General features: G+C 36.8%; 10 protein-coding genes and 1 riboswitch. Of the genes, 6 read left to right on the top strand and 4 right to left on the bottom strand.

The genetic code is table 11. The features are described from left to right. Positions 1 to 175: 175 nt before the first annotated feature. Positions 176 to 1873: a hypothetical protein gene (locus HMPREF0877_RS01310; RefSeq protein ID WP_002827321.1), complete on the bottom strand. Its 1698-nt coding sequence runs from the start codon at positions 1871 to 1873 to the stop codon at positions 176 to 178. A gap of 124 nt (positions 1874 to 1997) precedes the next feature. Here HMPREF0877_RS01310 and HMPREF0877_RS01305 point away from each other — a divergent pair, with 124 nt between their 5' ends. Together HMPREF0877_RS01305 and HMPREF0877_RS01300 are read left to right on the top strand one after the other, a co-directional pair. Then, positions 1998 to 2621: a pyridoxamine 5'-phosphate oxidase family protein gene (locus tag HMPREF0877_RS01305; RefSeq protein WP_002827319.1), complete on the top strand. Its 624-nt coding sequence runs from the start codon at positions 1998 to 2000 to the stop codon at positions 2619 to 2621. Positions 2622 to 2674: 53 nt separating this feature from the next. Next, a riboswitch (PreQ1 riboswitch) is annotated at positions 2675 to 2719 on the top strand. An 8-nt stretch (positions 2720 to 2727) separates the two neighbouring features. Further along, positions 2728 to 3228 carry a QueT transporter family protein gene (locus HMPREF0877_RS01300; protein WP_002827317.1) on the top strand — a complete coding sequence of 167 codons (501 nt, stop codon included), beginning with the start codon at positions 2728 to 2730 and terminating at the stop codon, positions 3226 to 3228. A gap of 48 nt (positions 3229 to 3276) precedes the next feature. Here HMPREF0877_RS01300 and lepA read toward each other — a convergent pair whose 3' ends face one another. Continuing rightward, positions 3277 to 5058, bottom strand: coding sequence for a translation elongation factor 4 (lepA, locus tag HMPREF0877_RS01295; RefSeq protein WP_002827315.1), 1782 nt, complete (start codon positions 5056 to 5058; stop codon positions 3277 to 3279). A 261-nt stretch (positions 5059 to 5319) separates the two neighbouring features. On the opposite strand from lepA, the gene HMPREF0877_RS01290 reads away from it, so the two are divergent. Then, complete coding sequence (locus tag HMPREF0877_RS01290; RefSeq protein ID WP_002827312.1) at positions 5320 to 5589, top strand: hypothetical protein; 270 nt, start codon at positions 5320 to 5322, stop codon at positions 5587 to 5589. 111 nt (positions 5590 to 5700) lie between these two features. On the opposite strand, the gene HMPREF0877_RS01285 is transcribed toward HMPREF0877_RS01290, so the two are convergent. Then, on the bottom strand, positions 5701 to 7635 hold the full coding sequence (locus HMPREF0877_RS01285; protein ID WP_002827311.1) for a sugar MFS transporter: 1935 nt from the start codon (positions 7633 to 7635) through the stop codon (positions 5701 to 5703). A gap of 181 nt (positions 7636 to 7816) precedes the next feature. Between HMPREF0877_RS01285 and HMPREF0877_RS01280 the strand changes: the two genes are divergently transcribed. Beyond that, a complete protein-coding gene (locus HMPREF0877_RS01280; RefSeq protein WP_040760195.1) occupies positions 7817 to 10036 on the top strand; it encodes an alpha-galactosidase in 2220 nt (739 codons plus the stop codon). Between the two features lie 78 nt (positions 10037 to 10114). Beyond that, a complete protein-coding gene (locus HMPREF0877_RS01275) occupies positions 10115 to 11059 on the top strand; it encodes a Dyp-type peroxidase (RefSeq protein ID WP_002827307.1) in 945 nt (314 codons plus the stop codon). A gap of 55 nt (positions 11060 to 11114) precedes the next feature. Here the strand turns inward: HMPREF0877_RS01275 and HMPREF0877_RS09775 are convergent, their stop codons facing one another. Continuing rightward, positions 11115 to 11765, bottom strand: coding sequence for a DUF3862 domain-containing protein (locus tag HMPREF0877_RS09775; protein ID WP_050755301.1), 651 nt, complete (start codon positions 11763 to 11765; stop codon positions 11115 to 11117). Between the two features lie 168 nt (positions 11766 to 11933). Here HMPREF0877_RS09775 and HMPREF0877_RS01265 point away from each other — a divergent pair, with 168 nt between their 5' ends. After that, complete coding sequence (locus HMPREF0877_RS01265; protein ID WP_002827305.1) at positions 11934 to 13013, top strand: YdcF family protein; 1080 nt, start codon at positions 11934 to 11936, stop codon at positions 13011 to 13013. Positions 13014 to 13049: the final 36 nt, after the last annotated feature.

The following is a 13049-nucleotide window of genomic DNA, read 5'->3' as shown; positions in this document are numbered from 1 at the left end:
TGGTTTACGTTTCGTATCAAAATTATTTGAACAAATAGCCAAAGTAAAAAGAAGTTGGAACATTTCCTTTTGTTCCAACTTCTTTTTTATGCTAAAAATGTATTAATTATTAGTCTATAATTTTGATAGCGCAAATCACGTTACACACGGGCTCCAAAATGACTTTTGTCTCGCACTACTTTTTTATTCGTTGGTAAGTAACATAAATTGTGTAGCAAGCTAAGATAAACCAAGCTAGTTTATTAACAGTCATTAAATTCATAAACCATTTTGCTGGTTGATAAGATAATTGCATAACATTTTCACCAACTTTACCACGCACTTTGACGGCACCAATTTTGGTTAATTGATAGTCGTATGCAGATAAAGGTTTGCCGTTCAATTTCAATCGTGTATGGGCGTATTTAATGACATTAATTGTTTTATAGTTAGGCTTCGTTGCATACCAAAGGATATACAATTTTTTATTCTCAACGTACTTTACAAATGTATATTGTTGTCGGGCAATTTGTTCATTGTATTTTTTGTAGGGCTCTTTCACCTTTTTCGCACCATTAACCGGTAGATAATCAGGCGTTGGTTTCCAAACACTATCTAGTAGGACATGCAATCTTTTGTTGGCGTAGAAACTTTGTCGGATGGTTGTTTTTGTGGCATCTTGATGGATTTTATTTTTATCTGCAAGAACTTTTGGTGTGTGCCAGATAGCAGCTTTTTTATGGACAATCCCAATATTATTTGCCAAAATACAAATCATTGCAGTTATTAAAATTAAAGATAACTGCTTTTTATTAAATAGCAAATAATCACTTGTGGTTAAGGTAAGACCTAAACCTAATAAAAGTAAAACAATGGCTGTTGGTAGTAAGCGATACGGAAACTGGAACAGACTAATAAAGTGAATTTTAAAGAGTGTATTCCAAGGGATAATTGACGAGGATAGCACTAAGCAAATGGTACCAATTATTGTGACAGTCCGGATGACTAGAGTAGTATGGCGCCAATGCATTAATGTCATAAAAATTTGATAACCAAATAATAAGACATATGGGAAAAATAATTTTAGATTATCAATCGGAAAGGCAACACTGCCACGTGACTGCGGTGTCTTGTTTTTAAATGGCGGGATTAGCTGGTTTCCCATATATACTTCAAGAAAACTCCCCCAAATATTTGCCGTTAAAAATATTGTACATAGTGCAGCGATGAGTGTACGTAAAAGAAGCCTTTTTTTATTTGTCGATTGTAAAATAGCGATACTAAAGAAAATAGTTAAAAGTACAATCAATAACAATGACGATAAGACATGTGTTTGCAACATCAAAGTAACAGCCAATGTCATTTCCAGGATATTTACGGGATTATCTTTCTCGCGAATTAAGCGTGTGGCAACAGACACACCAAGTGGTAGAATTGCGGCTCCCCAACTTAAAAATTGTTGTGATATTGTCCAAGTAAAAATGACATAACTAAGCATATATAGTGTGGATAATGGCATCAGGTAGCGTTGAGATACTTTATTTTGGATAAGTAAATAGTACATCATGCAACCGGCAATAAACATCACCATAAAATCAGAAATAATTTGGTAAAGAAACCATGACCGGGTGATCCACAAAATAAAACCATGCAGGTAAGCAAGTAGTGGGCCGTATATTGCATTGACAATGCGACCAGATTGGGTAAAACCATACATGGAAACGAAATACTGCCAATTATGATCATTGATTTGTGAAGCCATGTCGTAGAAACGATTGAAGTGGAACAGTGAATCAGAACCTAAAATCAAACTATGGGAGTATATTTGCGGAGAAATAACAATTAAGGCAAATACAGCAATTATCAGAATGTTTTTGGCATGTTTTTTAATCATTTTGACCTCACATTTATGCTAATGGGTATTTTTAATTACCTGACTATGTATAGTGTAACAATAATGTGTGTTTAGTAGAACGGGCATTTTGTGATAAGATTAATTTGTGAAGGAGAGAACAATTATGTATCCAAAGAGATTTATACAATTATTCATTATATTTTTTGTCACTATTTTTATATCACTAGCAATTGTTGACTTATTTCATGTGAGAGAATTTTGGTTACAAGGCATACTGGTAACTATTGTTGGCTATATTATTTTAATTATTCCGTTAACAGCGTTGACTATTTTAAAACAACGAAAAAAGTTTAGCGGACAAACCAATAATAATCGAGATGATATTTTTAATAAGACGTTATCAAAACTAGAAAATGTTTTTGTTCTGGCAACAAAAGCATCAGATGGGAAATTGACAGCTAGCATTGTAACTTTCAAACAATCAACCGTTAATGAGAATGTTTTCTATATTGTCACTAGCTCGAATTCAGAGCGGACAGCAAACATTGCTCAAAATGGGGTGGCTGCTCTAACAACATGGTATGATAAGCAAACTGGGGCTAGATTGAGTTCAAAGAATGTCTCAGCAGCTGTTGTTGCGGATGATCAAGTAGCAACAATGTTACAAGAACACCCTGAGATTAAAGCATTAGGTGAAGATTTTTCTAATCATGTAATTATTCAATTAACTTGCCAGTCTGTTTTAATTGAATCATTTCGGGATCAGCCTGTTGCAGTATCTTTTTAATTTTGTTGCTTAGTTGCAATTCTTATTTGATAGTGCTATTTTTAATAGCAGTGATATCAGTGGTTCGTAACCATCCCACTCAAAAAAACTAGGAGTAGTAGAAACTATGGAACAAAAAACACATCAAGTTAGTTCAGCAAGAAATATTGCAGTGACAGCGGTCATTGCCGCACTTTATGTGGTGGCAACCGTTGCCATCCCGTTTGCATCATATGGACCAGTACAATTACGATTTTCTGAGGCCTTTAATCATTTAGCAGTATTTAATAAACGTTATATTGTTGCCATAACACTGGGCGTATTTATTGCTAATATTTGGTCACCATATGGCATTATTGACATGATTGTGGGGACTTTGCAGACATTATTGATGTTATCAATCTCTTATTACTTAGCAAAGCATGTTAAGAATATTGTGACCCGCTTGGCAATCAGTACCATCGTCGATACCTTAATGATGTGGGTTATTGCTGCTGAGTTATACTATGTTGCAAAAACACCATTCTGGGCAACTTATGCTTGGACGGCATTAGGTGAATTTGTTGCTTTAGTTATCGGCGCAATCATTGTGTACATCATTAGTCGGACAATTAATTTAGAAAAATAATCTTAAATAAGTAAAACCCGCTCACGAAAATGAGCGGGTTTTACTTATTTAATTACTATTCATTTCCAAAATCGCATCAAAAACAGCTTGTGGTAGTTCGATATCACTTTTTTTAACACCTTGACGTCGCATTTGCTGCTGCTTTTTTGATACCTTAGTACCTGAAGCTTGAGCTTTTCGCAAAGGTGGAACATCTGCACGAGCAATAGCGCGTCCTTCAACAATTGCTTGTACAGGCATCGCTTGCAATTTACGTGGAATTAGGTTTTTAAGTTTATCAACAATCTCAATGCCCATTCGGTTAGCTTTCAGGCGATGTACAACGAATGTTAAGGCATCAATCTTTGCATAGTCGATTGCAATGTCAATTCTGACTAAATCTGAGGGTTGATATTGATCAAACGTTGTTGAAAGGGTCGCAAAGCCATGTGAAACCGACTTTAATTCATTAAAGAAATCATATGCAATTTCAGAAATTGGCATTCGATAAGTAACTAATAGCATGGCACCAATAGTTTCTAAATCTACTAATTCACCCCGACGACCTTCGGCTAAGCGCATGACATCATTCAACATTTCATTTGGCATCGTCATTTTGGCTAACATATATGGTTCTTCAACCAACATAATTTGACCATAATCTGGAAATTGGGTTGGGTTTTCAACATAGATCGGTTCGTCTTCATTTTTAACGGTCACACGATAGGTTGAATTTGGCATTGTGGTCAAGACATCCAGGCCGAACTCCTCTTTTAATCGTTCACGAATAATTTGTAAATGGAAGATACCTAAAAAGCCACCACGGAACCCCATTCCCAATGCTTCTGACTGTTCAGGTTCGTATTGAAAGGCAGCATCATTCAGGGCTAATTTTTCAATACCAATTTTTAAATCTTTAAATTCACTACCACGAGGATAAAGTCCGGCGTAAACCATTGGCTCAACATCTTGATAACCAGGTAGGGCCGATGCAACAGGTTGTTTTGCAAGTGTAATCGTATCACCAACTTTAACTGCTTCAGGGTCTTTAATACCTGTCACAATAAAACCAACATCACCAGCTTTTAATTGCTTTATTGGCGTCATTAAAGGGGCGAAGACACCCATTTCTTTAATGCCTGATTTAATTTGATTAGCCATAAATAATACCTGATCATTACTATTTAAAGTACCTTGTACGATTCGCGCCTGTACAATAATACCTTTATATGGATCAAATTTTGAATCAAACACGAGAGCTTGTAAATCAGCGTGTTCATCACCTTTTGGAGCAGGAATACGGTCACGAATAGCAGTTAGGACAGTATCTACGTGTAAACCACTTTTAGCAGAGATTTTAATGATGTTATCTGGTGTAAATGCATCATCTAAGTCTTCAAGTTGCGCGATAGTTGCATCAACTTCAGCAGCAGCTGTGTCAATTTTATTAACAATTGGAATAATAACTAAGTTAGCTTCTTTTGCAAGACGATAGTTAGCAACAGTTTGTGCTTGAACACCTTTAGTTGCATCGACAAGTAGCAACACACCGTCAGTAGCTGATAAACTGCGGGATACCTCATAGTTGAAATCAACATGTCCCGGAGTGTCAATAAGGTTGTATTGGTATTCATCACCGCGTTCATCGATGAAGTAGTTTCGGACAGTTCGTGATTTAACCGTGACACCATGTGCTTTTTCAACACTTAAATCATCAAGTAGTTGATCTTCAGCTTCTCGTTCTGAGATGGTATTTGTCATTTCCATGATTCGATCAGCAAGTGTCGACTTACCATGATCAATATGGGCAATGATGGCAAAATTACGAATAAATTCTTGACGTGTAGACATTTTAGCTCCTTAAAAAATATATAGTGCTCATATTATACCATTTTCATCAAAAATTACGGTTTTGCATTTCGTAATATCACGTATATACGAACATTATTTTAATTTAATGGTCGTTATTAACCGAAAGACAATAAAAGACGAATTAAATTTAAGGTTATATCTAGTAAAGTTAGCTTTATTTTATTTGATAAAAGTGTTAGTATAGTTTGCATAGGAGTTGTTGTTGATATTTTTAGCCTGATAATTGGGAGGAAAAGTACAATGGATTACGCAACTGGTGCAATGGGTCCAAGTAGTTTACATTATAGTTTTGAGAAGACAGATGTTGCTAACTTTATGACTGGGGGTCCACAAACAATTACACAACCCGAAGTAAATGATAAGTTAATTGCACATTTTCATGATCTTTGTGAACGCCACCCAACATGGACGTTTGGTCAAATAGCAAGTGGTTTACATGTAGATGCTGCAACACTACGACAAATTGAGATCATGACAAATAGTCGGTTGCGCTCTGCAAGGGCTCGTTAAAAGAATATGGATGATTAAGATTGTCTATTAAAAATTTTATTTTTGATGACATTTTAAGACCCACAACTTTTCAAATTAAAGAAAAGTTGTGGGTCTTTTTTGTTAGTTAAATTAATAGCGACCAAGCTTCAAGATAGGTGTTGACTGTTCTATCAAAGTATTTGGTTCTTCAAGTAATTCGAAAGTTGTCAAATCATCAGAATTGGTAATGGTTACAATGACTGTGTCATCTAAACCAGCATCTGTGATTGATTTGTCCCAGAATTCAATTAATAAATCACCTTTATTAACGTGTTGACCACGTTCAAAGTAGGATACGAAGCCCGTTCCTTGTAGCTTAACAGTATCTAAACCAATGTGGATCAATGTAACGATACCAGTGTCAGATACGATACCGACAGCATGACGAGTTGAGAAGGCAATGCGTATGGTACCATCAAATGGTGCATAAACACGACCGTCTGCTGGCTTTATTGCAAATCCCTTACCTAAATCGCCAGAAGCAAACGCTTTATCATTAACACGACTTAATGGCAGTAGGGTACCTGTGACCGGCGTGTAGTAGATTGACTCGCCTGCAGAAAGTTCTGGTAGTACCTCAGTCACTGTTTCGTTAGTATCGTTAAACTGCTTACCCCAAGTACGCTCAAGTTCATCAACAATTTCAGCATGCTTTGCTTCCGTTAAGGTGACCTTCTTGAAGAAAACAAAGACACCCGCAACAATAATGATAATTGGAATACCAAACATAATTGCCTTAAAAGTCAATGAATTTGCATGGGTAATCGATGCAGCAGTTGCACCACTAGTCATACCAGCAACAACGGCAGTTAGTCCAACGACCCCATTTGAAATGGCACCAGCTAATTTATCAAGTAGGGGACGGATTGACAAAGTTAATGATTCGTCACGGTGTCCCAACTTTAGTTGACCATATTCAACTGAGTCAGAAATAGTCATTAGAACAACTAAGAACACAAGTGGTTGTGGAATGGCGAATAATTCAGCAGCAACTAGAATAACGGGTAGTGATTTACCAGCAAAGATAAATACAACCAAGCCCAACAGCATGACACCAACACTCCAGAAGAATAGCTTACGGCGATTTAGCTTATCAGCTAACTTAGGGAATAATGAAACAGAAATCAAACCAGTTACCACGTTCAAGCTTGCTAGGATTGAGAATGACTTTGCATCACCTAGAATGAAAGTGAAGTAGTAAAGCTCAAGTGAGTTGACCAACGTCATACCAGTTGTGTAAAGGCCATACGCAACAGCCGTCCACATCAATTGGTCATTTTTGACCAAAATCTTAATAACTTGCTTAACTGTGGTTTTTTCTTTGTTTTGGCGTAGCTCTGAATCAACTTCTTTTGTACCAACACCAACTGCAATCGCGCTGATCCAGGCAACAACAGAAATAATAATGGCGAACCATAACCAACCACGAGTATCTCCGGTACCACCATTACTTTTAACTGAGAAAAATAGAACCAGAGGCATAACTACGACACCAACTAAATTGGCACCAAGGGTTGAACCAATTCGTGCAAAAGTAGCCGTCTTTTCACGTTCACGTGAATCGAATGTTAAAGCAGGGATCATTGACCAAAAACCAATGTCCTTAAATGAATAGAAGATATCCATCGTAATATAGATAATGGCGAATAAAATTAGATAAGCCATTGGATTTGATTTGTTCAAACCACCCATGCTTGTAAATAAAATGATTAGCGCAATCGAACCAATTGTTCCACCAATAACCACCCAAGGTTTAAATTTACCCCAACGAGTTCTGGTATTATCAATTGCATTACCAATAAATGGATCAATTGCTAACTCTACGAAACGTAATAAGAAGATAATTAATGTAATGGCACTAATCATTTTATTATTAGTTGCTGAATTGCCACCACTAAATAAGTGAGTGGTGACGAACATGATGAAGTAGGTTGATAATGTTGCGAAAAACACATCATTACCAAATGCTCCAAAGGAATATGACCAACGTGATAAAGCTGACTGTTTGCTATTTTCAGTCTTCATGACGCAAATTCTCCTTAAAATTTATTAAATTGTCAACTGTTTAATTGTAAGCGCTTTCATAGAACAAAGCAAGTATTTTTTAATGTTTGTCACTTAATCGGCAAGCGGTTACAATATCAATAGAGAAACTATTTTTATTTCGCTAGATTAAGGATGATTAATCGCATCTATGGAGGGGTATATGGAAAAGGCAGTCATCACATTTGATAACACACAACGCACATTCCATCTGAGAAACGAAACAATTTCATATTTAATGTCAATCGAAGAAGGAGAAATTTTAAGTCATCTATATTTTGGGAAAAGGGTGACAGGATATCATGGGTCTCGTCATTATCCGAGGTATGAACGTGGGCTATCGCCTAATTTAGCTGGTCGGCCAGGGGAAGTAGATCGCTTTTATTCAAAGGATGTTTTACCACAAGAATTTGCAGGTAATCAGACCGGTGATTTTCGGAGTCCTGCAATCATTATTAAATCAGCAGATGGGGCTTTGGCAACTGATTTCCGTTATGATTCATATGAGATTTTTTCCGGTAAACCAGAATTAGAAGGTTTGCCACAAACATACGTAAAACAAGATGATGAAGCACAAACATTAGCAATTAAGCTAAAAGACAAAACATTAAAGGCATCGGTCGTGCTCTACTACACAATTTATGCAGATCGATCAGTGATCACACGATCAACTCGTGTCTTCAATGAAAGTGAATATTCATTCTCTATTGAGAAGGTTGCATCATTACAACTTGATATGCCCAAGCAAGCAATGGAGGTCATTTCATTTCCTGGTTCACAATTTCATGAACGTCAAGTAGAGCGTGCACCATTGCGTCAGGGCATTACAGAATTCAGTAGTCGCCGTGGTGCCAGTTCACATCATATGAACCCATTTGTAGTAGCGGTTGATCCAAATACAACTGAGCAAACCGGGGAAGCTATTGGTGTGCAGCTCGTCTATTCAGGTAATCATCAATTTACTTTTGAAAAGGATTATATCGACCAAGTTCGTTTGGTCACAGGAATCAATGAAGATGGTTTTAGTTGGCAATTAGCACCAGAAAAGAGTTTCCAGTCTCCTGAAGCCATATTGGTTTATTCAGATAAAGGGCTAAATGGGATGTCACAAACATATCATCACTTGTTACGTGAGCGTGTTGCTCGTGGTAATCATCAATATCAAGATCGCCCCATTGTCATTAATAATTGGGAAGCAACCTATTTTGATTTCAGTGCAAAGAAAATTGAGGCAATTTTAGATGAAGCCGCCCCATTGGGAATTGAAATGTTTGTGTTAGACGATGGTTGGTTTGGTCAACGTGATGATGATCGTCGGTCATTAGGAGATTGGTATGAATACACAAGTAAGCTAGCTAGTGGTGGTGGCTTACGTGGTTTAGCTGAAAAAGTACATGCTAAGAATATGGCCTTTGGTTTATGGTTTGAGCCTGAGATGATTTCAGAAAATTCTGATTTGTATCGTCAACATCCAGACTATGCAATTCATATTCCGAATCGACCAATGTCACTTTCAAGAGATCAATACGTTTTGGATTTTTCTCGACCAGAAGTTGTCGAAAATATTTATGAACAAATGACTGCCATTCTTGATCGGGTGCCAATTGATTATATTAAGTGGGATATGAATCGTCATATGACAGAAGTTTACTCTACTGTTCTAAATAGTGAGCAACAAGGTGAGGTGGCTCATCGTTATATTCTTGGTGTCTATGATTTGGTGGATCGGTTGGCCAAACGTTATCCTGATATTTTATTTGAAGGTTGTTCAAGTGGTGGTGGTCGTTTTGATGCGGGGATGCTTTATTACTTCCCACAAACATGGACCTCAGATAGTACCGATGCTGCCGAACGAATTAGAATTCAGTATGGGACGACATTTGGCTATCCGGTATCTAGCATGACTGCTCATGTGGCGGCAGTCCCAAATCCTCAAACACAACGAATAACGTCATTAGAAACGAGAGGTGATGTTGCTAGCTCAGGTGTCTTTGGTTATGAACTAGATGTCCAACAAATGTCGGCAGAAGAGAAAGAGCTGGTTAAACAGCAAGTTGCTTTCTATAAAGAGCACCGTCATCTCATTCAATATGGTGATTTTTATCGTCTAAAGGATCCATTCTTGAGTAATGAGGCTGCGTGGGAATTTGTTAGTCCAAATGGTAATGATGTTTTGGTTTATCATTTTAGACTACTTGCCTCATCACAACAGAATTTTACGATTACCAAACTAGTTGGTTTAATCCCCGAGGGCATTTACGTTGATCAGGAAACTGGTGAAAAGTTCTCTGGTGACGAGTTAATGAACATTGGACGTTATGACGACCCAACCCAAGCCGGTGATTTTACTGCTCAAGTTCGGACTTATTTCTTAGAGGATTAAATTCGTATAATTATTTTAAAAGGGATACAGCTGGTGTATGATTAAGGTGTATCAAATAATATTTTTTGGAGGAATAAAATGTTTAATGCAAATTTAGCACAAGATGTTTGGAAAGATCCAGGCAAAAATGTTTCATTTATTGTTTTGGCATTAAACCATCAAGATTTAGCTGATGAGCAGGAACATATTGCAACCTTTGCTGATATGTCTCAGTCGATTATTCGATCAATGCGTATTCGTAACCCTGAGTCTGGATTACAAGTTGCCATTGGATTTAGTAATAAGGCGTGGGATTACCTATTTCCTAATGCTAAAAAACCGAAAGAATTAGAGACTTATCAAACATTAACTGGTGCCGAATATAGTATGCCAGCCAGTGATGGTGACATTTTCTTGCATATTCGGGCGAGTGAAGAGGCTGTTGTCTACGAAATTGTTCGTCAATTTATGAAATTGTTATCACCAGTGACAACGGTGCTTGATGAAACAAAAGGGTTCCGTTACTTAGAGGGGCGTGCAATTATTGGCTTTATTGATGGGACAGAAGCACCAGCAATTGAGGATGCTGCCGATTATGCAATTATTGGGGATGAAGACCCAGATTTTGAAAATGGTTCTTATGCATTTGCTCAAAAATGGCAACATGACATGGCATTCTGGGAAAAACTGTCTGTGGAACACCAAGAAAAGGCAGTTGGCCGTCATAAATTTGATGATATGGAATTAGATGATGAGGACAAACTTGAGAATGCGCATAATGTAGCTTCTAAACTAGAAATTGATGGTGAAGAGCAGAAAATTATTCGCATGAATGTACCATTTTCTGATCCAGCCTTAGATTATACGGGAACTTATTTCATCGGTTATGCTAGACATTGGCAGGTTACAAAGCAGATGTTGGTCCAAATGTTAGAGAAGTCGGATTTTCTACTAACGTTTTCAACACTGCTAAGCGGTCAATTATTCTTTATTCCATCAAGAGATACACTTGCTGATATTGCGGATGGTAATTTCTTTGATTAAATAAAAATAGGTTTGAAATTCACTTAAAATGAGTTTCAAACCTATTTTTTATTGACTAGCGTAACTTTTCTTGTGATTTATCAACAGCAGTATTATGAGATGAAAAATCGATAGACACAGTACCGTTGGCACCACCATTAGTGTTATGCCAGACGGCGTTAGTCTGTACTTTACCATTAATTCGGGCGATGGTGAGGACAGCAGGTTTACCATATTTACTAGTTAAACTAGATAATGAATCACCTGCATGTTCTTGGTCATTCTTGTCTTCAAGTTCAACTGCATTATAAGTAGTCATCGTCCATTTTTTCGCTAGGTTGATTGTTTTTGAGTCTAACAGAGTTTTAGAAGTCAACTTGGCCGTTTTCGAGCTATCTTTTTGACTCATAAATGTTAGTGTGACACCAGTATAGTCACCAGCGATATTTTTCCAAGAAACAACCGTCAAGATATGGTTGTCAGCTTTTGTCTTAGATTTTTTATCTGGGCGGCCATATTTTGCCACAATAGATTCGTAGCTTGAACCGCCTTTACCAGTTTCATTAAAGTCACCAACTTTTAATTGGTCAAATGATTTTTTGGTCCATTTATGAGAACTAGCGGTGTTATCACTGCTGCCAGTTGTACCTTGATAATGATCTGAAACAACCACGATTAGGATAATGGCAATAATGCCTGCGATGACGGTAATAATTTTCTTTTTCATAAGTCTATATCTTTCTTTATTCGAAATAATCTTAATTAAGAATATCATAAAAACGTTACCATGTAACGCATACAAGTTATTTGTCACATAATTTAGTAGTCAACATCAAACTCTTTTTGTATAATCTTGGTATGCATCAAGCATAAAATTATAGGAGGTGTTTCAGGAATGTCTATTGTAAAAGATACAGCTAGTTTTCCTTTACTATTTTTGTTGCTATTAACTGTAATCTGTATCACATTGTTGATACTCAGTATGCGGCAAAATAAATTTCGGTTACTAAACGGTGTCTTAGCAAACTTTTCAGTGGTTTTAACTGGTATGACGTTAATGTTTCTGATTGAATTGCTAAACATTCAGTGGTTAAGGGTCATTTTTTATGCAATTTTTGTGATTATTTTGATTCCACTGGCAGTTTTGTATTCATTGTTGGGTATTTTGTTATTGTGGAATGCACTAACCGTATGGCGTCGAGAAAGCCATACGCTGGGTAATATGCTAACGTTACTTTTGGGTATTTTGATCATTATTGTTTTGCCAATCATGCGTGCGATTGATAGTAAGCTACTGAGTGATCAAGCGGTTGGCTTGTATATTACGTTAGTTGAACCAGTTATCCTATATTTAGTTTTTTGGTTCTTGGCATTTATTACGTCATTTATTTTGACGAGATTATATCGACCAAAGTACAACCAAGATTATATTATTGTCTTGGGTGCAGGGTTACTAAATGGTAAGGATGTTTCACCATTACTTGCTTCCCGTATTCAAATTGCATTGGACTTTGCCAATAAACAGTTTGAAAAAACTGGCTATTATCCATGGCTAATTTTTTCAGGTGGGCAAGGAGGCGACGAAAAATTGCCTGAAGGAGTAGCAATGGCTGAATATGCAAAACAGCATGGTGCGCAATCATCTCATGTGTTAATTGAAGATCAATCGAAAACGACCTATGAAAATATGCTATTTTCAAAGAAAATTTTGCAAGCGCGAGATTTGAACCTGGCAAATGGACTATTTGCAACCAGCGATTATCATACTTTCAGAGCAGCAGGGTATGCACGATTAGTTGGTTTACAAATTGATGGACTAGGAGCAAAAACTAGTCGATTCTTTATTCCTAATGCCTTCATTAGAGAATATATTGCGCTACTAGCAAACCACAAGGTATTTCATGCCATCTGCTTGTCATTGATTTTATGCGTTTCAATTATTAGTTTTATAGTTGGTAATGGTATTTTCTTTTAGATGAGTAATGTGATATTAATATTATGCATTGCGGTA

The sequence above is a fragment of the Weissella paramesenteroides ATCC 33313 genome, assembly GCF_000160575.1.
Classification (GTDB): domain Bacteria; phylum Bacillota; class Bacilli; order Lactobacillales; family Lactobacillaceae; genus Weissella; species Weissella paramesenteroides.
Note: the sequence above shows the minus strand (reverse complement) of the source record. Positions and strands in the feature narration are given on the sequence as shown.